The organism is Xanthomonas massiliensis, from assembly GCF_900018785.1.
In the GTDB taxonomy this organism is placed as follows: domain Bacteria; phylum Pseudomonadota; class Gammaproteobacteria; order Xanthomonadales; family Xanthomonadaceae; genus Xanthomonas_B; species Xanthomonas_B massiliensis.
The window spans coordinates 1,369,003-1,389,792 of the sequence record NZ_FCOY01000006.1 but is presented as its reverse complement, the minus strand read 5'-3'; the positions used below and the strand labels follow the sequence as shown (position 1 = coordinate 1,389,792).

Annotated in this window: 21 protein-coding genes; 6 read left to right on the top strand and 15 right to left on the bottom strand. The window is 71.5% G+C overall.

Annotation, left to right across the window (positions count from 1 at the left end; all coding sequences use genetic code 11):
• The first annotated feature begins 137 nt into the window (after positions 1-137).
• Positions 138-1,553, top strand: coding sequence for a class II fumarate hydratase (locus BN3794_RS09210; RefSeq protein ID WP_066096390.1), 1,416 nt, complete (start codon positions 138-140; stop codon positions 1,551-1,553).
• 93 nt (positions 1,554-1,646) lie between these two features.
• On the opposite strand, the gene BN3794_RS09205 is transcribed toward BN3794_RS09210, so the two are convergent.
• The 8 genes from BN3794_RS09205 to BN3794_RS15930 form a co-directional block, all read right to left on the bottom strand.
• Positions 1,647-2,084 (bottom strand): hypothetical protein, encoded by a 438-nt coding sequence (locus tag BN3794_RS09205; RefSeq protein WP_066096387.1) that lies wholly within the window; start codon positions 2,082-2,084, stop codon positions 1,647-1,649.
• Between the two features lie 69 nt (positions 2,085-2,153).
• Positions 2,154-2,771, bottom strand: a complete 618-nt coding sequence (locus BN3794_RS09200) for a DUF2884 domain-containing protein (protein ID WP_147675715.1) — start codon at positions 2,769-2,771, stop codon at positions 2,154-2,156.
• 13 nt (positions 2,772-2,784) lie between these two features.
• The gene (locus tag BN3794_RS09195; protein ID WP_066096380.1) at positions 2,785-3,633 is read right to left on the bottom strand and encodes a DUF4097 family beta strand repeat-containing protein; all 849 of its coding nucleotides are present in this window, start codon (positions 3,631-3,633) and stop codon (positions 2,785-2,787) included.
• An 86-nt stretch (positions 3,634-3,719) separates the two neighbouring features.
• Positions 3,720-4,388 (bottom strand): YggN family protein, encoded by a 669-nt coding sequence (locus BN3794_RS09190; RefSeq protein WP_066096377.1) that lies wholly within the window; start codon positions 4,386-4,388, stop codon positions 3,720-3,722.
• 41 nt (positions 4,389-4,429) lie between these two features.
• Positions 4,430-5,419, bottom strand: coding sequence for an ABC transporter permease (locus BN3794_RS09185; RefSeq protein WP_066096374.1), 990 nt, complete (start codon positions 5,417-5,419; stop codon positions 4,430-4,432).
• On the bottom strand, positions 5,416-6,303 hold the full coding sequence (locus BN3794_RS09180; protein WP_066096371.1) for an ABC transporter ATP-binding protein: 888 nt from the start codon (positions 6,301-6,303) through the stop codon (positions 5,416-5,418). Before BN3794_RS09180 ends, BN3794_RS09185 begins: the two co-directional genes overlap by 4 nt.
• Positions 6,300-6,662, bottom strand: a complete 363-nt coding sequence (locus BN3794_RS09175) for a GntR family transcriptional regulator (RefSeq protein ID WP_066096368.1) — start codon at positions 6,660-6,662, stop codon at positions 6,300-6,302. The genes BN3794_RS09180 and BN3794_RS09175 overlap by 4 nt, the downstream gene beginning before the upstream one ends.
• Positions 6,663-6,668: 6 nt before the next feature.
• On the bottom strand, positions 6,669-6,914 hold the full coding sequence (locus BN3794_RS15930; protein ID WP_078059671.1) for a hypothetical protein: 246 nt from the start codon (positions 6,912-6,914) through the stop codon (positions 6,669-6,671).
• Positions 6,915-7,932: 1,018 nt separating this feature from the next.
• Here BN3794_RS15930 and BN3794_RS09170 point away from each other — a divergent pair.
• The 4 genes from BN3794_RS09170 to BN3794_RS09155 all read left to right on the top strand — a co-directional run bounded on the left by BN3794_RS09170 (position 7,933) and on the right by BN3794_RS09155 (position 11,203).
• Complete coding sequence (locus BN3794_RS09170) at positions 7,933-8,898, top strand: FKBP-type peptidyl-prolyl cis-trans isomerase (RefSeq protein WP_066096365.1); 966 nt, start codon at positions 7,933-7,935, stop codon at positions 8,896-8,898.
• A 14-nt stretch (positions 8,899-8,912) separates the two neighbouring features.
• Positions 8,913-10,265: a UDP-glucose dehydrogenase family protein gene (locus BN3794_RS09165; RefSeq protein ID WP_066096362.1), complete on the top strand. Its 1,353-nt coding sequence runs from the start codon at positions 8,913-8,915 to the stop codon at positions 10,263-10,265.
• A complete protein-coding gene (locus BN3794_RS09160; protein ID WP_066096359.1) occupies positions 10,258-10,503 on the top strand; it encodes a SlyX family protein in 246 nt (81 codons plus the stop codon). Before BN3794_RS09165 ends, BN3794_RS09160 begins: the two co-directional genes overlap by 8 nt.
• A 64-nt stretch (positions 10,504-10,567) precedes the next feature.
• A complete protein-coding gene (locus BN3794_RS09155; protein ID WP_066096356.1) occupies positions 10,568-11,203 on the top strand; it encodes a DUF2058 domain-containing protein in 636 nt (211 codons plus the stop codon).
• 45 nt (positions 11,204-11,248) lie between these two features.
• On the opposite strand, the gene BN3794_RS09150 is transcribed toward BN3794_RS09155, so the two are convergent.
• The 7 genes from BN3794_RS09150 to BN3794_RS09120 all read right to left on the bottom strand — a co-directional run bounded on the left by BN3794_RS09150 (position 11,249) and on the right by BN3794_RS09120 (position 19,920).
• On the bottom strand, positions 11,249-12,046 hold the full coding sequence (locus tag BN3794_RS09150; RefSeq protein ID WP_066096353.1) for a thioesterase family protein: 798 nt from the start codon (positions 12,044-12,046) through the stop codon (positions 11,249-11,251).
• A gap of 50 nt (positions 12,047-12,096) precedes the next feature.
• Positions 12,097-13,299: an MFS transporter gene (locus BN3794_RS09145; RefSeq protein ID WP_066097202.1), complete on the bottom strand. Its 1,203-nt coding sequence runs from the start codon at positions 13,297-13,299 to the stop codon at positions 12,097-12,099.
• 16 nt (positions 13,300-13,315) lie between these two features.
• Positions 13,316-13,969, bottom strand: coding sequence for a YitT family protein (locus tag BN3794_RS09140; RefSeq protein ID WP_201455264.1), 654 nt, complete (start codon positions 13,967-13,969; stop codon positions 13,316-13,318).
• Positions 13,966-16,653, bottom strand: a complete 2,688-nt coding sequence (gene metH, locus BN3794_RS09135; protein ID WP_066096348.1) for a methionine synthase — start codon at positions 16,651-16,653, stop codon at positions 13,966-13,968. The genes BN3794_RS09140 and metH overlap by 4 nt, the downstream gene beginning before the upstream one ends.
• Positions 16,650-17,840, bottom strand: a complete 1,191-nt coding sequence (locus BN3794_RS09130; protein ID WP_066096346.1) for a homocysteine S-methyltransferase family protein — start codon at positions 17,838-17,840, stop codon at positions 16,650-16,652. Before BN3794_RS09130 ends, metH begins: the two co-directional genes overlap by 4 nt.
• On the bottom strand, positions 17,837-18,766 hold the full coding sequence (locus tag BN3794_RS09125) for an ArsR/SmtB family transcription factor (protein WP_066096343.1): 930 nt from the start codon (positions 18,764-18,766) through the stop codon (positions 17,837-17,839). Before BN3794_RS09125 ends, BN3794_RS09130 begins: the two co-directional genes overlap by 4 nt.
• A gap of 329 nt (positions 18,767-19,095) precedes the next feature.
• Complete coding sequence (locus BN3794_RS09120) at positions 19,096-19,920, bottom strand: inositol monophosphatase family protein (RefSeq protein ID WP_066096340.1); 825 nt, start codon at positions 19,918-19,920, stop codon at positions 19,096-19,098.
• A gap of 112 nt (positions 19,921-20,032) precedes the next feature.
• Between BN3794_RS09120 and BN3794_RS09115 the strand changes: the two genes are divergently transcribed.
• Positions 20,033-20,788, top strand: coding sequence for an RNA methyltransferase (locus BN3794_RS09115; RefSeq protein ID WP_066096338.1), 756 nt, complete (start codon positions 20,033-20,035; stop codon positions 20,786-20,788).
• The last annotated feature ends 2 nt before the right edge of the window (positions 20,789-20,790 follow it).

The window sequence follows — 20,790 nt, the reverse complement described above, 5'->3', positions numbered from 1 at the left end:
CGGCCGCGCGGCCGGCCGAGCCCGGCGGGCCTGCACGCGCCGCAAAGGGGCGCGGCGTATCCTTGCGCGGTGCCAGCCCGGGCCCGTTGCCCCGCCAGCCGCAGGCTTCCCTTCAACCTGAAACGTGGAGTAGTGCGATGAGCGAGCGTTACCGGATCGAACACGACAGCATGGGCGAGCTGCAGGTGCCCGCCGAGGCCCTGTGGGGAGCGCAGACGCAGCGGGCGGTGCAGAACTTCCCGGTGTCGGGCCAGCGCATGCCGCGTGGCTTCATCCGTGCGCTGGGCCTGATCAAGGGCGCGGCCGCGCAGGTCAATGCCGAGCTGGATCTGCTGCCCAAGGGCGTGTCGCGGGCCATCCAGAAGGCGGCCGCCGAGGTGGCCGAGGGCCGCCACGACGACCAGTTCCCGATCGACGTCTACCAGACCGGGTCGGGCACCTCGTCCAACATGAACGCCAACGAGGTGATCGCCACCCTGGCCACGCGCCACCTCAAGGGCGACGCGTCCGGCAAGCGCCCGGTGCACCCCAACGACCACGTCAACCTGGGGCAGAGCTCCAACGACGTGGTCCCCACCGCGATCCGGGTATCGGCCCTGCTGGCCGTGCACGAGCAGCTGCTGCCGGCGCTCAAGCACCTGCGCAAGACCATCCACAAGCGCGCCCGCGGCCTGGACAAGGTGGTCAAGACCGGCCGCACCCACCTGATGGACGCCATGCCGGTGACCTTCGGCCAGGAGTTCGATGCCTGGGCGGCGCAGCTGCACTCGGCGCACGGGCGCCTGGAGGACAGCCTCAAGCGCCTGCGCCGGCTGCCGCTGGGCGGCACCGCGGTGGGCACCGGCATCAATGCCGATCCGCGCTTCGGCGGCAAGGTGGCCAAGGCGCTGTCCTCTACCACCGGCTTCAGGTTCGAGAGCGCGGACAACAAGTTCGAGGGCCTGGCCTCGCAGGACGACGCGGTGGAGCTGTCCGGCCAGCTCAACGCGCTGGCGGTGGCGCTGATCAAGATCGCCAACGACCTGCGCTGGATGAATTCCGGGCCGCTGGCCGGCCTGGGCGAGATCGAGCTGCCGGCGCTGCAGCCCGGCAGCTCGATCATGCCGGGCAAGGTCAACCCGGTGATCCCGGAGGCCACGGTGATGGCCTGCGCCCAAGTCATCGGCCACCACACCGCGATCACCGTGGCCGGGCAGACCGGCAACTTCCAGCTCAACGTCACCCTGCCGCTGATCGCGCTGGACCTGCTCGACTCGGTCGGCCTGCTGGCCAACGTCTCGCGGCTGCTGGCCGACAAGGCCATCGCCGGGCTGGTGGCGCGCAAGGACCACGTCGGCGCGGCGCTGGCGCGCAACCCGATCCTGGTAACCGCGCTCAACCCGATCATCGGCTACGAGAAGGCGGCGGCGATCGCCAAGCGCGCCTACAAGGAACAGCGGCCGGTGCTGGACGTGGCGATCGAGGACAGCGGCCTGCCCGAGGCCGAGCTGCGCGGCCTGCTCGATCCGGCCGCGCTCACCGCCGGCGGCATCCACGGCGGCAGCGGCGGCTGAACCGGCCCGCGCCCGCGGACCGCACGCGGGCAGCAGACAGCAGAACGGCCGCGCGAGCGGCCGTTCTGCTGTCTGGAGTAGGGGTGTCCCGGCTCAGTGCCACTCGGCCTTGAGCGCGGCAAAGCTCGGCGCGTAGGGGCGCAGTTCCGGGATGTCCTGCATCAGCTGCTGCTGCAGCGCCTGCAACGCGGGCGGGGCCTGCACCGGGACGCCGCGCGCGTCGGCGGCCAGCCGGCCGTCGTTGATCGCCTGCTGGCGCAGCATCTGCCACTGCAGGAAGGCCTCGCGCGTTTCCTGCTTGCGCGCCTCCGGCAGCGGCAGGGCGATATCGTCGATCTTGACGGTGCCGTCGATCAGGAAATCCACGTTCGGTGCCGGCGGCCGGCGCAGCGTCACCAGGGTGCCGCCGATGGACACGCGCGGCTGGGAACGTTCGGCGCGCGATTCGTGCCGGGAGGGGGAGGAACCGCCGCAGGCGGCCACGAGCAGGCAGGCGGCCAGCAGGACGGACAGGGCGAGCAGCTTCTTCATCGACGCGAACCATGGGGGAAGGACCCGTCCATTGTAAGGGGCCGCCGCGGAGGCGGCCCCCACCGAGGCTCAGTCTTCCTGGGCGTCGCGGCGGCAATCGTCCGCGTCGCCGGCCTGCACGTCGGCATAGGGCCGGAATGCCGGCACCTGCGCGGCGAGCGCGTCCTGGGCCGTGCGCAGCCCTTCGATCGCATCGCAGATCTTCAATGCGGCCTGGCGCACCTGGCCGGTCTGGGCCTTGATGCGCTGCTCGAGCTGGTCGGTGTCGCCGGCCAGCACCGCCTTCACCGCCTCGCCGGCGGCGCTGGCACCGAGGGCGGCGCCCTGCTTGCCGACCTCGATGCCCTGGTCGGCGATGCCCAGCACGTGCTGGCGGTAGTCCAGCACCAGCTGCCGTTGGGCCGGCGTCAGCGCCACTGCCCTGGCGCCGATCCGCAGCTGGCCGTCGGGGGTGATCGCGGCGGGCGGCTGGCCCTCGGCATGGAGTTGCAGGTTGCCGTTGACCAGGCTGACGCCGTGGCCGTCGACGTGGATGTCCTTGCCGGCCGGGGTCGCGGAGACCGAGGTGGTGGCGGCGGACTGGCCCTGCTGGCGCCCGCAGGCGGCCAGCAGGAACGGGGCGGCCAGGGCGGCCAGCAGCAGGGGGCGGAAGGCACGTTGCATCGGGGGCAGGGTCATCGGGGTCATGGCGCTTTCCGTGTCAGCGGCGGGGCAGGTTGACCGGGCCGCGCACGTCGCGGTGGCGCACGTCGCCGCTGCCCTTGGCCTTGACGGTCAGGCTGCCGGCGACATTGCGCGCGTCCACGTCGCCCGAGCCGATCACGTCGATGACGATGCTGCCGCCGACGTCGGCCAGGCCGACATCGCCCGAGCCGACCGAGGCGATGCTGACGTTGCCGCGCACCCGGGACAGCTCGAGATCGCCCGAGCCGACGCTGCCGACCGTCACCGGCCCGGCCACGCCTTCGCCCTTGAGGTCGCCCGAGCCGATCGAGCCGATCCTCAGCGCGCCGACGTCCTGCAGCTTGAGGTCGCCCGAGCCGATGCGCGCGTCCACCAGGCCCTTGACCCGGCGCACGTCCAGGTCGCCCGAGCCGATATCGGCCGAGAGCGAGGCCACGCCGCTGACCGCGGCATCGCCGGAGCCGACCCGCACCTGCACCGGGATGCCGTCGGGCACGCTGCCGGCGATGTCCAGCCAGGCATAGCTGTTGCCGGAGAACAGGCCGCCCAGGCCGGTGTTGCCTTCGCGCTGCAGGCGCACCACCAGCGCGTCGCCCTCGCGCTGCTGGGTCAGGGTCAGCTGTCGGAGCAGGGCCGGATCGCTGGCGCAGGCGCGGCCCTTGAGCGCGCCGGCGTGGCCGGGCGCGCCGGCCAGGCGCAGGTCGTGGCTGTTGACCTCGAAGCGCAGCGACGTCACCCCGGTGGTATCGAAGGCGAGCTGGCGGGGTTCGGCGTGCTTGCATTCCTGCGCGGCCAGCGCCGCGCCCGGCAGGGCGGCCGCGGCGACGGCCAGCAGCAGGAGGGATCGGGTCCGGAGCGTGTTCATGGTGAGCCTCTCGTGGAAGGCCGGCGTCCGCGCCGGCGCGATGGTGTGGCCGGCATGGATGCCGGGGAATGCGGGGGAGGGCGCGGTCAACGTGTCGCCAGTTCCTCGCGCACGCTGCGGTCGCAGTCGGCGATGTCGTCCTGGCGCAGGTCCGCGTAGGGGGCGAAGGCCGGCAGGTCCGCGGCCAGTTGCTGCTGCGAGGCCAGCACCACCGGCAGGCGCGCGCAGATCCGCTCGATGGCCGGCTTGAGGGCGGCCTTCATCTGGCGTTCGACCCGGCGCTCGGTGCTGCCGGTGAGCGCGCCGACCATCAGCCCGAACAGGCCGCGATCGACGACGTCCACGGCCGCCAGCGCACTGCGCTCGCCGACGTCGAGGCCGTCCCTGGCGATGTCGATCACCAGGCCGCGATAGGCCAGCAGCCGTGCGCGTTGCCGCGCGTCGATGGCCACCGCCTTGCCGCCGACCAGGAAATCGCCTCGCGGGCTGATCTCGGCGCCGGGCAGGGCGGCGTGCTTGCCGCCGCCGTCGCGGTGCCTGCCGAAATGCAGGCCGTTGCCGACGTCCAGGTTCTGCGTCTCAAGCTCGGTACGGGCCTTGGCCAGCTCGGCCACGATCTCGGCGCGGGCCTCGGCCATGCCCTGGCCGATCTCGCCGTTCACGCCGGCCGGCGTGTCGCCGGTGGCGGGCGGGGCCGCCCGGGCGGCGGCCGGCAGGCACAGGCACAGCGCGAGCGCGATGGATGCATGCTTCATGGTCGGTCCTCGTATCCGTGGATGTATGCGTCGATGCCGGGTCAGTCGGCCAGCTCGCGCCAGCGGCGCAGCCAGACGGCGGCGGCGATCAGGGCGATGCCCACGACCACGCCGATCCACAGGTCCCAGGTGGCGAAGGCGTGCCAGCTGTCGAGGTAGTCCAGGCCGGCGATCACCTGGTCGGGATGGTCCAGCCCGGCCGGTGCGGCGCTGCCCGAGGTGGCGGTCAGCCAGGTGCCCGGTATCGCGCTGAGCAGGCCGCGGTAGGCGAGCACGTGCCAGATCGCGCGGTGCGGCACCTGCAGCCCGGGCAGGATGCCCATCATGCTCAGCACCACGCTGGCCAGGATCGGCAGCAGTACCGCCCACAGGAACGGCTTGGCGCGGGCCCAGGCCGAGCAGAACATCAGCCAGCCGATGGTCGGCAGCGCCCACAGCACGTAGACCGGCAGTGCGGCCAGCACGTGGCCGAGGACCTGCAGCGGGTGTGAATGGGTGAACACCGCGGTGCTGGCGGAGATGCCGTTGACGGTCAGGGTCAGCGCCGAGACCACCCACAGCACCAGGCCCAGGACGATGCCGACGCCGAGCGCGATCAGCGGCGCCAGCACCAGTGCCCACAGCGCCTTGGACAGCACGGTGTCGCGATCGGACAGCGGCAGCGACTTCCAGAACAGCACGCTGCGGTCGCGGCGGTCGTCGTACAGGCTGCCCAGCGCGTAGAAGAACACGACGAAGGCCAGGACCACGCTGGTCAGGCCGATGCCGACCAGCAGCACGCCGTCGCCGAAGCGACCGAGGGCCTCGCTGATCCGCTCGGCGCCGCCGTCGATGACCATGTGGTTGCCGCCGATCTGGTTGCGCCCGGCGATGCTGCCGATCACCGCCAGCAGCGTGTACAGCACGGCGACGATGGCGCCGGTGATCACCGGCGCCCACAGCAAGCCGCCGCGGTTCTCCCAGAATTCGCGGCGCAGCAGCCAGACGAACGGATGGGTCTTGTGGGTCGGTGCGGAGACGGAAACGTTCATGCGTAGGTTCCCTTCATGATGGCCACGAACAGGTCGGCCAGGCCGGGGTTGCGGGTCTCGCCGAGCGCGGCCAGGCGCTGGCGCGGCGCGCCGTCGAACAGCATCACGGTCTTGCCGAAGGGCAGGGCGCGCTGGTCGATCGGGCCGAGGGCGCGGGCCTGGTCGAGCCGGTCGGCCGGCACCAGCACCTCGGTGTAGCGCTCGGACAGGCTTTCCATGTCGGTGGACAGGACGATCCGGCCGTCGCGGATGAACAGCACGTCGGTGAGGATGTGCTCGATCTCCTCGACCTGGTGGGTGGTGACCAGGATGGTCTTGTCCTCGTCGAAGTAGTCCTCCAGCAGGCGCTGGTAGAACTCCTTGCGGTACAGGATGTCCAGGCCCAGGGTCGGCTCGTCGAGCACCAGCAGGCGCGCGTCGATGGCCATCACCAGGGCCAGGTGCAGCTGCACGATCATGCCCTTGGACATCTCGCGCACGCGCAGCTCCGGCTTGAGCTGGGTGCTGGCCAGGAAGCGCTCGCACTTGGCGCGGTCGAAGCGCGGGTGCACGCCGGCGACGAAGTCCACCGCCTCCTTGACCTTGATCCAGCGCGGCAGCACCGCCACGTCGGCGATGAAGCAGACCTCGCGCATCAGCGCGTCGCGCTGGCGCCGCGGATCCATGCCGAGCACCCTGAGCTCGCCCTGGAACGGGATCAGGCCGAGGATGGCCTTCAGCGCGGTGGTCTTGCCGGCGCCGTTGGGGCCGATCAGGCCGACGATGCGGCCGGCGCCGATGTCGAAGTCAAGGCCGGTCAGGGCGTGCTTGTGCTTGTAGTCCTTGCGCAGGCCGCGGGCGCTGACCACGGCCTCGGCGGAGACGGGGGTGGGGATGGTGTTCATGCGGTGGTGTCCGGAGGAAGCAGGTCGTGGAGGTCCAGGCCCAGGCGCTGGATGCGTTCGAGCACCTGCGGCCATTCCTCGGTGAGGAAGCGTTCGCGCTCGCGTCCGCGCAGCTGGCTGGCGGCCGCCTCGGTCATGAACATGCCGAGGCCGCGGCGCTTCTCCACCAGGTGCTCGTCGGCGAGCTCCTGGTAGGCACGCGAGACCGTGATCGGATTGAGCTGGTATTCGGCGGCCACCTGGCGTACCGAGGGCAGGGCATCGCCCGGCTTGATGATTCCGTCGAGCATCATCGCGACCACCTTGTCCTTGAGTTGTCGATAGATCGGAGCGCCGTCGCTCCACTGGATGTCGGTCATGGGGGATCAGCTCCGTGGACGCAGTCTGCGCGCGAAGGAGAAGTAGGGCATCGCCAGCGAGGCCCGCAGGATCCGTTCGGGTCCTGCCGAAGCCGCCGGCGTGGGGGAGTCCTGTGCCGCTTCGGAGACGCCGCGTACGGCGCCGGGGTCCATGTCCCGCGAGGAAGCGGATACCACCAGCCAGCCCGCGGCCAGGAGGGCGACGCCGATGCAGCCCAGGGCTGCCGGGTGGGCGATGCGTTCCCGTTTCATGCCGCCTCCTGTCTTGGGTGAGTGGTGTTGTACGTGACTATAACACTAGATTTGGCCGCGTCAACCGGTTTCGCATGCGTGTTCCTCCCTGTTCATGGTTTCTGTCCTTCCCAGGGGGAGGGAGAGGGCGGATTCCAGGCCGGGAGCCTTGTGGAAGCGGCGGATTCCGGGGAGCCGCGTCCTTGAACAGGAGCGGCCGGGTACGGCCCCCGGGGCAGCACGGCACCGTTCGCCCGGCCTTCTTGGGTTTCTCGGACCCCGGCGGGGCCAGCGAAGCGTCGCGCTCCTTCCCTGGGTTTCCGGGCCCGGATGGTCATGGCGCCGGCGTGCCTGCGTTGCCCCCGGACGTACCGAAGGCGGAGGCCGCCCCGGGCCCACCGACGCGGCGGGATCGGCCGCTGCCATGCCGTCGGCGTCTTCGGGCAAGGGCGGCGTTGCGTCGATGCCGGGCGTGGCGCTTCGCCGCCGGAACGCGTGCCTCGGCCGGCGGCCGCATCGGCAGGGCCGACGGGGGCGGCCACGCGCGGCCGCTGCACAGCCCTGGCCCAGTGCGCGGATCGAGGCAGGATGCCTTGGCCATCCTTCGGCGACGGGGCTGGGTGTCGGCCCCGGATGCGGTGCTTGGTCGCCGCTGGCCATGGCCGGGCCGCGGCGACCGTTCCCGCGGCTTGGGCGCAGTGGCGAAGGGCGGCTGCGGGCACGGCGCACGGATCGAGGTGCGGCGATTGCCGTCGGGGGCAGGGCAGAGTCGATGGGGGCACGTCGTGATGCCGGTGCCTGCGCTGCCCGCGAATGCCGTGACATCGCGAATGCCGTGACGGGGGATCGGTCGCGGTGCCGCGCGCCGCGGCAGTCGCGGGCCGCAGGGTGCCGGGTGTTCCGCCATCGACGGCCGCCGGGGCACGCCGCCGCCGGCGCCTGCCGTGTACCGGGCGCGCATCGACATCGCCGCCGTGCATGCGACAATGCGGGCCGGTCGCGCCGTGGTGGCGCCGGTTCCATCGAGGACAAGCAGCGAATGAAGACGGGTATGCGCGGCGCGATGGCGTCGCTGATGATCGCGACACTGGCCGCTTCCGGGGCCGCAATGGCACAGCAGCCGGCCGCCACGCCGGCCGCCCACGACGCACAGGACAAATCATTGAATACCGAGCGGCAGAAAGTCAGCTACGCACTGGGCCTGGACGTGGCCCGCGCCTTCCAGCCCATCGCCGGCGACATCGACATGGCGGCACTGCGCAAGGCGGTGGACAACGCGCTGGCCGGCGGCCAGCCGCTGATCTCCATGGAAGAGGCCCAGGCCACCGACGCGGCACTGCGTACCGCCATGGCCGCCCGCAGCGGCCAGCCGGTGCCGGGCCAGGCGCCGGGCAGCGCGCCGCCGCCGGTGGACAAGCACAAGGTCGGCCTGATGCTGGGCAGCTACGCGATCGGCCCCAGCCTGGCCGGGCTGAAGGACGAGATCGACCTGGACACGCTGTTCGGCGCGTTGACCACCGTGTTCTCCGGCGGCACCCCGAGCATGGATCCGCAGCAGGCCCAGGCCGTGCTGCAGGCGTTCGGCTCCAGCCGCCAGGCCCAGCAGGCCGAGCGCAACCGCGCCGCCGGCGCCGAGTTCCTGGCCCACAACAAGACCCAGAAGGGCGTGATCACCACCGCCTCGGGCCTGCAGTACCTGGTGCTGCGCCAGGGCAGCGGCGAGCGTCCCACCGCCACCAGCAAGGTGCGGGTGAACTACGAGGGCAAGCTGCTCGACGGCACCGTGTTCGACAGCTCCTACCAGCGCGGCGAGCCGGCCGAGTTCGGCCTGGGCCAGGTCATCCCGGGCTGGACCGAGGGCCTGCAGCTGATGCCGGTCGGTTCCAAGTACCGCTTCTGGATCCCCTCCAACCTGGCCTATGGCCCGCAGGGCACCCAGGGCGGCCCGATCGGCCCGGACGCGACGCTGACCTTCGACGTCGAACTGATGGGCGTGTTGCCGTAAGCGGGAAACAGACGATGCGCGTTTCGATCTTCGGCACGGGTTATGTCGGCCTGGTCACCGGAACCTGCCTGGCCGAGGTGGGCCACAGCGTGGTCTGCGTGGATATCGACCAGGCCAAGGTGGAAGGCCTCAATCGCGGCGTGGTGCCGATCTACGAGCCCGGCCTGGAGCCGATGGTGCAGGCCAACCATGCCGCCGGGCGGCTGTTGTTCACCGACGACGCCGGAGCGGCGATCGAGCACGGGGAGATCGTGTTCATCGCCGTGGGCACGCCGCCGGACGAGGACGGCAGCGCCGACCTGCAGTACGTGCTGGCGGTGGCCCGCACCATCGGCCGCCACATCGACGGGCCGGTGATCGTGGTCAACAAGTCCACGGTGCCGGTCGGCACCGCCGACCGCGTGCAAGCGGTCATCCGTGCCGAGCTGGATGCGCGCGGCCTGTCGTTCGGCTTCGATGTCGTCTCCAATCCCGAGTTCCTCAAGGAAGGCGATGCGGTGGCCGACTGCATGCGCCCGGACCGCATCGTCATCGGTGCGTCCAGTGCGCGCGCGGTGGCGCGCCTGCGCCGCCTGTACGCGCCGTTCAACCGCAACCACGAGCGCATCGTGGAGATGGACGTGCGTTCGGCCGAGCTCACCAAGTACGCGGCCAACGCGATGCTGGCGACCAAGATCAGCTTCATGAACGAGATCGCCAACATCGCCGAGAAGGTCGGCGCGGACATCGAGTGCGTGCGCCAGGGCATCGGTTCGGATCCGCGCATCGGCTGGCATTTCATCTATCCCGGCGCCGGCTACGGCGGCTCGTGCTTCCCCAAGGACGTGCAGGCCCTGGCCCGCACCGCCACGCAGGTCGGCCATCCGGCCGTGCTGCTGCAGGCGGTGGAGGCGGTCAACGCCGCCCAGAAGGCGCACCTGTTCGAGCTGGTATGCCGCCACTACGGCACCGCCGACCTGGCCGGCAAGACCTTCGCGGTGTGGGGACTGGCGTTCAAGCCCAACACCGACGACATGCGCGAGGCCTCCAGCCGGCGCCTGCTGGCGCTGCTGTGGGAGGCCGGCGCACGCGTGCGCGCCTTCGACCCGGAGGCCGCCGACGAGGCGCGGCGCATCTTCGGCGAACGCGACGACCTGGTGCTGTGCGGCAGCGCCGGCGAGGCGCTGGAAGGGGCCGACGCGCTGATCGTGGTGACCGAGTGGAAGCAGTTCCGCAGCCCGGATTTCGTCGCGCTGCGCAGCGCCCTGGGCGACGCGGCGGTGTTCGACGGCCGCAACCTGTACGAGCCGGCCGAGGTCGAGGCCGCCGGCCTGGCCTACTACGGCATCGGCCGCGGCCGTTCGGTGGAGGGACATGCCCATGGCTGAGCCGGGCGATCTTTCCGACGAGCGTGCCCGCGCCCTGGAGGCGCGCCTGGTCGAGCTGGAGATGCGCGTGTCCTTCCAGGAACAGGCCATCGCCGAGCTGAGCGAGGCCCTGGCCGATGCGCGCCTGCAGGGCTCGCGCAACGCCGAGGTGCTGCGCAACCTGATCGAGGACCTGGGCAAGGTTCGCTCGGCGCTGTATTCGGACCCGGCCGACGAGCCGCCTCCGCCGCATTACTGAACCGTTGTCGGCGGCCGGGGCATGCTCGGCCCTTTCCCCCGTTTCCCGTACGATCCGAACACGCATGAGCGATTCCCTCCGCGACCAGCTGATGGGCTTGGGGTTCAAGCCCGCTCCCCGGCCCGAGCGCAAGCCCGAAGGCCGCAGGCCCGACCGCCCGGGCAAGCCGGCGGCGCATGCCGGCAAGGGCGGGGACGGGCCGCACAAGCCCGGTCCCGGCAAGGGACCCGGCCGGAGCGCTGCCCGGGGCGCCGGCAAGGCGCCGCGTTCGCGCGAGGAGATCGACCTGGCCAAGGCCTACGCGATCCGCGCGCAGAAGGAGAAGCAGGAGCGCATCGAGGCCGAGCGGCTCAAGCAGGAGGAGGCCCGCCAGCGCCGCGAGGCACGGGCGAAGCTGGAGGCGCTGCTCAAGGACAAGGCGCTCAACCAGGCCGAGGCCGAGATCGCGCGGCATTTCCCCTACGGCGGCAAGATCAAGCGCATCTACGTCACCGCCGAGCAGCTCAAGGCGCTCAACGCCGGCGCGCTGGGCGTGGTCCAGCTCAACGGCCGCTACCTGCTGGTGGATGCCGCCGCGCTGGCCGAGGTCGAGGCCGTGTTCCCGCCGGCGGTGGCGCTGAAGGTGGATCCGGACGCGCCGGCCGCGGACGATCCCTACGCCGACCCCAAGTACCAGGTGCCCGACGACCTGGTCTGGTGACCCTGCCGTTCCCCGGCCTCGGCGGCCGGGGAACGGCGCACCCGCTCAGCCCAACGGGCGCAGGGTGAGGATCTGGGCGCTGCGCCCGAACGGGCCGCGCTCGTCGTGCAGCACCGAGGTGGTCAGGCCGATGCCGTCCGCGCCGTACTGCTGGGTGGTCTGCAGGCCCAGCCAGGCGCCCTCGGGCAGGCGCAGCAGGTCGATGTTCAGGTCGAGATTGGGAAATGCCCACTCGCGCGGCGGCACGCGCGGGACGATGCCGTTGGCGGTGTCCACCATGCCCATCAGGCGCACGAACGCCGAGGTCGGGCGGCCTTCGACCATGTCCAGCTCGTTGCTCATCCACACCGTGCCGCGGCCGGCGCGGCGCCCGGCGTCGGCCCTGAAGCGCAGCGACTGGATGTAGCCGCCGGCCCACTGCTGCATGCCCGACCAGTCGGCCACGGCCTGCGGCCCGTCGATGCCGGGATCTTCGATCGCGGCGATGGCCGAGGTGTCGCGGGTCTGCAGCCGCCACGCCCGCGCGACGATGCAGGCCCGGCCCTGCGCGCCCATCGTCGCCTCCACCAGTTCGATCGTCCGGCCCGGCCGCAGCAGGCGCGTGGTGATGGTGAACGGGGCCAGCGGGATCAGCCCGAGGATGTCCAGGCATACCCGGCCGATGCGCAGGTCCTCGCGCGGCTGGAAGCGTTCCAGCTCGGCGCAGATCACGCCGGTGGCCGGCGCCATGTGCTGCTCGTGGGCGTTCCAGGCGCCCTGCGCCGGCAGTTCGGGCTGGTAATGGGCGACGACGCTGCCGTCGGCCTGCAGGTGGCGTTCGCCGGGGCGGTAGTAGGCGGGCATGGAGGCTCCTTGCAAGGATTCGGGGAAGGGGCGGCTTGGCGCTCGGCGGCTCAGGACGGGATGGGCGTTTCGGGAGCGGCGACGGCCCGGGGCCACAGCCAGATCGCCCCGATCACGGTGGCGGCCAGGGCGAGCACGCCCGACGCCAGGAACGAGGCCTGCCCGCCGAAGCGCCACAGCTGGCCGGCCAGCAGCGCGCCGGCCACGCCGCCGGTGCCGGAGGCGGCGCCGTAGAACAGGCCCTGGCCGTGGCCGTTGAGCCGGCCGGGGAAGTATTCGGCCAGCAGCTGCATCGCCGCGGCGAAGAACACCGCGAAGCTGAAGGCGTGCGTGGTCTGGGCCAGCGCCAGCACCGCCGGCGAGTCGGGCCACAGGCCGGTGGCCCACCAGCGCAGCACGGTCACGGCCAGCGAGAACACGATCAGCCGGCGCGCGCCCCAGCGCCGGAACAGCGGCCGCGAGGCGAAGAACAGGCCGATCTCGACCAGCACGCCGATGCTCCACAGCACGCCCTGGGTGCTCGGTGGATAGCCGTGCTCGCCCAGGTAGATCGAGAAGAACGTGTAGTACGGGCCGAACGACACCTGCAGCAGGAACGCGGCGAGGAAGAAGGCGCGCACCTGCGGCCGGCGCAGCACCGGCCGCAGGCTGTCGGCGCGGCCGGCGGCGCCCGGCGCGGCCGGCGGGAGTCCGGGGTCGTCGGCGTAGCGGTTCAGCCAGGCCGCGGCGAGCAGGCCGGCGAACAGCGGCAGCATCAGCCATGGCAGGGCGCCGGCGCCGAACCGGTCGATCAGCACGCCGTACAGCGCGACCACGACGATGAAGCCGATCGAGCCCCATACCCGGATCAGCCCGTAGCGGGCGCTGTCGCCGCGCAGGTGCGAGAGCGTGATCGACTCGAACTGCGGCATCACCGCGTTGTAGAAGAAGCAGAACGCGGTCATCGCCGCGAACAGCCCGGCGGTGCCGAGCGGCAGCACGAACGCGGCGAAGCTGGCCAGGGTCAGGCCGCAGCCGAGCCACAGCCAGCGGATCGGCGTCGGCGAGCGCGCCGCCAGCGTGGTCCAGGTGCTCGGCGCCACCATGCGGGTGGCATACCACAGGCTCATCAGCACGCTGATGGTCGCCACCGGCAGGCCGCGCGCCTGCAGGAACAGGCTCCAGTACGGGGTGAACGCACCGAGCGCGGCGTAGTAGGCCAGGTAGAACGCGGACAGGCGCGCAGCAGGCACCGCGCGGACGGCCGCGCTCACCGCCGGGCCCGGATCGTCATTGCGCGACATACCAGTCGCGGCGGTGGTTCAGCGCGATGGCCAGGTTGAGCACGGCCGCGCCGAGCAGCGACAGCATCACCGTGCGCGGATCGAGCAGGCATGCAGCCACGGCGAACAGGCCCAGGTCGAAGGCCAGCTGCACCCAGCCGGCGCGGAAACCGGTGCGTTCCTGCACCTGCAGGGCGATGATGCCGATGCCGCCGCAGCTGGCGCCGTGGCGGAACAACGCGATCAGGCCCACGCCCTGGGCGAAGCCGCCGACGATGGCGGCCACGCGCGGATCGAGGTGGTCGTAGGCGATCCAGTGCGGGGCCCACTGCGCCAGCGCGGACACGCCGGCCACCGCGACCAGGGTCTTCAGGGTGAAGCGCCAGCCGCGGTAGCGCAGCGCGAACAGGTAGCTGGGCAGGTTCAGGACGAGGAACAGCGTGCCCACCGGCCAGCCGTTCACCTGCGACAGCAGCAGCGCCAGGCCGGCGAACTGGCCGGTGATCAGCCCGGCCGCCTTCAGCATCGACAGGCCGAAGGCGGTCATCACGATGCCGAACAGCATGCCCTGCGCGTTGTCCAGCCCGCTGTGGCGGCCGGCATGCGCGGGATCGGCCTGCGGCACGGCGGCGCGGGCCACGGAAGCGGACGGGCGGTTCACTCGGGGTCGTAGTCCAGGTTCGAGGCCAGCCAGCGCTCGGCCTGGGCCAGGGACACGCCCTTGCGCCTGGCGTAGTCGGCGACCTGCTCCCTGGACACCCGCCCGACCACGAAGTACTGGCTGCCCGGGTGGCTGAAGTAGTAGCCGCACACCGCCGCGGTGGGCAGCATGGCGTAGCTCTCGGTGAGCTGCATGCCGGCGTTGCGTTCGGCATCGAGCAGGCGGAACAGCGTGGCCTTCTCGCTGTGCTCCGGGCAGGCCGGGTAGCCGGGGGCGGGGCGGATGCCGCGGTACTTCTCTCCGATCAGGGCCTCGTTGTCGAGCCGCTCGTCGCCGGCGTAGCCCCAGAACTCGGTGCGCACGCGCTGGTGCAGGCGCTCGGCCAGCGCCTCGGCCAGGCGGTCGGCCAGCGACTTGAGCAGGATCGCGTTGTAGTCGTCCTGCGCGGCCTCGAAGCGGGCCACGTGCGCGTCGATGCCGATGCCGGCGGTGACCGCGAACGCGCCGATCCAGTCCTGCCGCCCGGAATCCTGCGGCGCGACGAAGTCGGCCAGGCAGAAGTCCGGTCGGTCGGCGGGCTTGTCCACCTGCTGGCGCAGGAAGTGCAGGGTGGCCGGGCCGTCCCCGCCCTGCAGCACCACGTCGTCGCCCGTGGCGTGGGCCGGCCACAGGCCGAACACGGCCCGGGCGGTCAGCCACTTCTGCGCGACGATCGTCTCCAGCATCGCGCGCGCGTCGCGGTACAGCTCGCGCGCCTGGGTACCGACCACCTCGTCGTCGAGGATCGCCGGGTACTTGCCGGCCAGCTCCCAGGCGTTGAAGAACGGCGACCAGTCGATGAGCGGCACCAGGTCGGCCAGCGGCCAGTCCTCGAACACGTGCAGGCCCGGCTGCTTCGGCACCGGCGGCACGTAGCCGGCCCAGCCGCCGTCGAAGGCCTGGGCGCGCGCCTTCTCCAGCGACACCAGCCGCTTGGCGTCGCCACGGTTGGCGTGGCGCTTGCGGATCTCGGCGTAGTCGGCCTCGTTGGCGGCCACGAACGTGCCGCGCAGGTCGGCCGAGATCAGCGACTGGGCCACGCCGACCGCGCGCGAGGCGTCCTTCACCCAGACCGTCGGGGCGTGGTAGTGCGGGTCGATCTTCAGCGCGGTGTGCGCGCGCGAGGTGGTGGCGCCGCCGATCATCAGCGGGATGTCGAACTTCTGCCGTTCCAGCTCGCGCGCGACATGGCTCATCTCCTCCAGCGACGGGGTGATCAGTCCGGACAGGCCGATGATGTCGGCGTCGACCTCGCGCGCCTTGTCGAGGATGACCTGGGCCGGCACCATCACCCCCAGGTCCACGACCTCGAAGTTGTTGCAGGCCAGCACCACGCCGACGATGTTCTTGCCGATGTCGTGCACGTCGCCCTTGACCGTGGCCATGACGATGGTGCCGTTGTTCCGGCCGGCGTCGCCGGTGCGCAGCTTCTCGGCCTCGATGTAGGGCAGCAGGTAGGCCACCGCCTTCTTCATCACCCGCGCCGACTTGACCACCTGCGGCAGGAACATCTTGCCGGCGCCGAACAGGTCGCCGACCACGTTCATGCCCGCCATCAGCGGGCCCTCGATCACGTCCAGCGGCCGCGTGCTCTGCTGCCGCGCGGCCTCGGTGTCTTCCTCGACGAAGGCGTCGATGCCGTGCACCAGCGCGTAGGCCAGGCGCTCGTCCACCGGCTTGTGGCGCCAGGCCAGGTCCTCGGTCTTCTTCTCGCCCTTGGCGCCCTTGTAGCGCTCGGCGATCTCCAGCAGGCGCTCGGTCGCGTCCTTGCGGCGGTTGAGGACCACGTCCTCCACCCGCTCGCGCAGCTCCGGGTCGAGCTGGTCGTAGATCGGCAGCGCGCCGGCGTTGACGATGCCCATGTCCATGCCCGCGGCGATGGCGTGGTACAGGAACACCGAGTGGATCGCCGCGCGTACCGGCTCGTTGCCGCGGAAGGAGAAGCTGACGTTGGACACGCCGCCGGAGACGTGGCAGTGCGGCAGCGTGGCCTTGATGGTGCGGGTGGCCTCGATGAAGTCCACCGCGTAGTTGTCGTGCTCCTCGATGCCGGTGGCCACGGCGAAGATGTTGGGGTCGAAGATGATGTCTTCCGGCGGGAAGCCGACCTGCTCGGTGAGGATGCGGTAGGCGCGGGTGCAGATCTCGACCTTGCGGTCGCGGGTATCGGCCTGGCCCTGCTCGTCGAAGGCCATCACCACCGCCGCGGCGCCGTAGCGCAGCACCTTGCGCGCGTGTTCGACGAATGCCGCCTCGCCTTCCTTGAGCGAGATCGAGTTGACCACGCCCTTGCCCTGCAGGCACTTCAGCCCGGCCTCGATCACGCTCCACTTGGACGAATCCACCATCACCGGGATGCGGGCGATGTCCGGCTCGGAGGCGATCAGGTTGAGGAACCGGACCATCGCCTTCTCCGAGTCGATCAGGCCCTCGTCCATGTTGACGTCGAGGATCTGCGCGCCGCTGTCCACCTGCTGGCGCGCGACCTCCACCGCCTCGTCGTAGCGTTCCTCCTTGATCAGCTTGCGGAACTTCGCGCTGCCGGTGACGTTGGTGCGCTCGCCGATGTTGACGAACAGCAGGTCCGGGGTGATGACCAGCGGTTCCAGGCCGGACAGGCGGGTGGGGCGGGGCGTGGCGCTCATGCGGCGAGTTTCCGTGAGCCGGCCGGCCGGCGCGGCGCGATGCCGGCCACTGCCGCGGCGATGGCGCGGATGTGGTCCGGGGTGGTGCCGCAGCAGCCGCCGACGATGTTGAGCAGGCCCGATTCGGCGAACTCGCGCAGCACCTCGGCCATGTCCTCCGGGGTCTCGTCGTAGCCGCCGAAGGCGTTGGGCAGGCCCGCGTTCGGATGGGCGCTGACGTAGGCGTCGGCCACCCGCGCCAGGGTCTCGATGTGCGGGCGCAGGTCCTTGGCGCCGAGCGCGCAGTTCAGGCCGATCGACAGCGGCCGCGCGTGCGCCAGCGAGGTCCAGAACGCCTCGGCGGTCTGCCCGGACAGGGTGCGGCCGGAGGCATCGGTGATCGTGCCGGAGATCATCACCGGCAGGCGCCCGCCGCGGCGCTCGAACACGTCCTCGATGGCGAACAGCGCCGCCTTGGCGTTGAGCGTGTCGAAGATGGTCTCGACCATCAGCGTGTCGGCGCCGCCGTCGATCAGGCCGTCCACGGCCTCGGCATAGGTGGCGCGCAGTTCGTCGAAGCTGGTGTTGCGGAACCCCGGGTCGTTGACATCCGGGCTGATCGAGGCGGTGCGGCTGGTCGGGCCGAGCACGCCGATGACGAAGCGCGGCTTGCCGGGCGTGGTCGCCTCGACCGCCTCGCACGCCTGCCGCGCCACCTGCGCGCCGGCCTTGTTGAGCTCGTACACCAGGTGCTGCAGGTGGTAGTCGGCCTGGCTGACCGCGGTGGCGTTGAAGGTGTTGGTCTCCACCAGGTCGGCGCCGGCCTCCAGGTAGGCGCGGTGGATGCCGGCGATGACGTCCGGCCGGGTCAGCAGCAGCAGGTCGTTGTTGCCCTTGAGATCGTGGCCCTGCGGGGCGGCGTGGTCGCAGCCGGCGCCGTGCACGTGGCCGGCCGGGGCCGGTGACGCCGGCGCCGCGACCGCCGGCGGGGCCGCCTGTGCCGCGTCGAAACCGCCGGCGAAGCGCTCGCCGCGGTAGTCGGCCTCCTCCAGCCCGTGGCGCTGGATCATCGTGCCCATCGCCCCGTCCAGTACCAGGATGCGTTCGGACAGGTCCTGCAGCAGCGCGCGTGCGCGCTGCGGGTGCAGCCAGGGCAGGGGCCGGGCGGTGCCCGCGGCGGGGCGGGCCTGCGGATCGTGCGCGTTCATGGCTTGTGGCCTATCAGCGAGATGACCTCGAAATGCGGCGGCCGCTTCTCGCGGGTGACGGTCTCCAGGCTCGAGACCTGCAGGCCGGCCTTCTCCACGAACCGGCACAGCTCCTTGCCGGAAAAGCCGAGGTTGACGTGGCCGTAGGCTTCCACCGCGCTCTTGTGCTCGTGCCGGGCCAGGCTGCACAGCAGCAGGCGGCCGCCGGGGCGCAGCACGCGCGCGGCCTCGGCCACCGCCTGTGCCGGCTTGCTGGCGTAGGTCAGCGCATGCATCAGCACCACCAGGTCGAAACTGGCGTCGGCGAAGGGCAGGGCATGCATGTCGCCCTCGCGCACCTCCACGTTCTTCAGCTTGCGCAGGCGCTCGCCGGCGGCGGCGACCACGCGCGCGCTGGTGTCGATGCAGATGTAGCGGTGCGCATGCGGGGCCAGCAACTCGGCCAGCACGCCGTCGCCGGAGGCGATGTCCAGTACGTCGCCGGTTTCCAGCAGCGGCAGCGCGGTGCGCGCCAGCGCTTCCCAGGTGCGCCCCGGCGAGTAGTGCCGTTCCATGTCGCCGGCGACGGTATCGGCCCAGTTCTGGTCGGCCGCACGCATCGCCAGCACGCCGGGCAGGCGCTCGGCGTCCTGGCGCAGCAGCGGGTCGTCGCTGCCGGTGCTCAACGCGTGCCAGAGCGCGCGCTGCGCCGGGTCGAGCGTGGCCTCGTCGAAGCGGTAGTAGGCCGACACGCCGGCGCGGCGGTCGCGGACCAGCCCGGCCTCCTTGAGCCGGGCCAGGTGGGTGGAGACGCGCGGCTGGGCCAGGCGGGTCACGGCCGACAGTTCGGCCACGGTGAGTTCCTCCTGCTCCAGCAGCGCCAGCAGGCGCACGCGGGTGGCGTCGGCGAACACCTTGAGCCGGCTCGACCAGTCTTCCAGGTCCATCGATATCTCCGTATCGCGATATAGAGATATTTTCCGCGCCGGCGCCGCCTGCGGTCAAGCCGCGATGGCGTCGCACGTCGCGGGAAGGGACTGGCGGATGGCGGCCGGAAGAGCCGAGGTCCGGCTATTCCGACCAGGGGCGAGGAAGGTCGCCCGGCTATCGCTTGCGCGGTCGCGGCCAGGGTTCCCCGGCCGGCGGCGCGCGGCCCTCGCTGTCCGTACCCGGAAGCGAGGCAGGATGGCGGTTCCGCGCATTCAAGAAGGGCTTTGCCGCGGCGCCTGCGAACGCGCCGTCGCGCCGCGAACCGCCGCAGTTCTGGCCTGCCGTCTCAGGTGGCCTCGAAGGCCTTGGCATAGCCGCTGTTGACGATCACCTTCTGCAGCGCGTCGCAGACCTTGATGTTGCCGGCCACCACCTGGCGCGAATCCGGGCCGCGGTCGTCCATGCGCGCCGGCGTGGCGCCGGTGTAGTCGCACACGCGGCCGCCGGCCTCGCGCACCAGCAGCACGCCGGCGGCGATGTCCCAGGCCTTCACCCCGGCCTCGAAATAGGCGTCGGCGCGGCCGCAGGCGACATAGGCCAGGTCGAGCGCGGCCGAGCCGGTGCGGCGGATGTCCTCGGCCTGGGTCAGCAGGGCGTCCACGCACTTGAGCTGGGCGCTGGCGCGGGCGCGCTCGCGCGGGGCGAAGCCGGTGTGCACCATCGCCCCGGCCAGGTCCTTGCGCTCGGCCACGCGGATGCGGCGCTCGTTGAGCGCGGCGCCGGAACCCTTGCTGGCGGTGAACAGCTCGTTGCGCAGCGGATCGAAGATCACCGCGTCGGTCGGCTCGCCGTTGTCGACCAGGGCGATGGACACGCAGTAGTGGGGAAAGCCGCGCAGGTAGTTGCTGGTGCCGTCGAGCGGGTCGATCACCCACATGTAGCGGCCGCCGCCCTGGGCGCCGCTCTCCTCGCCGAACACCCCGTAGCCGGGGTAGGCGCGCTTGAGTTCCTTGATCGCGGTCTTCTCCGCGTCCGCGTCCACCTCGCTGGCATAGTCCATGCGGCCCTTCTGCACCACGTTCAGCGAATCGAGCTTGTTGATGTTGCGCAACAGGACGTTGCCGGCGAGACGGGCGGCCTTGACCATGACGTTGACGGCGGGTTTCTGCATGGCGAACGGCTCCCGTGAAGGCGGAAATGGACTTGGAGTGGAAAAGAGCGGACCGGCGGCAATGGCCGGCCGCACAGTTTACCATCTGCCGCTTTCCGTTCCGAACCTTGCCATGTCCGCCGCCCCGCATATCCGTTTCGTCCTGGTCGGTACCCAGCATCCCGGCAACATCGGCGCGGCCGCGCGCGCGATGAAGACCATGGGGCTGTCGCGGATGGTGCTGGTGGCGCCGGAGAAGGCGCTGGACGAGGTGGCCTATCGCCGTTCGGCCGGCGCCGAGGACGTGCTGGAGCAGGCGCCCGTGGTGGCCGGCCTGGCCGAGGCGGTGGCCGATTGCCACCTGGTGCTGGGCTGCACGGCGCGGGCGCGGCGCGTGGCGCTGGAGGAGCTGCAGCCGCCGGCCGCGGCCGCGCGCGCGCTGCAGGCCGTGGCCGAAGGCAGCGAAGTGGCCTTCGTCTTCGGTCGCGAGCGTACCGGCCTGACCAACGAGGAACTGCAGCTGTGCCACCTAGCGGTGCACATCCCCTCCGACCCGGCGTTCAGTTCGCTCAACCTGGCCGCGGCGGTGCAGGTGCTGGCCTACGAAGTGCGCATGGCGTACCTGGCCGGCAACGAGGCGCCGGCGCCGGTGCCGGGCCTGCGCGAGGGCCCGGCCGACCACGGCCAGCTCGAGGGACTGTTCGAACAGCTCGGCCAGACCCTGGAGGACATCGACTTCCACAAGGGACGCGCGCCGGAGTCGGCGATGCGCAAGCTGCGCCGCCTGTTCCTGAAGGCGGCGCTGACCGAACAGGAGGTGCGGCTGCTGCGCGGCATACTCGCCGATGCGCAGCGCATGGCCGGGTTGGCGTCGCCGGCCCGGCGGTGAGC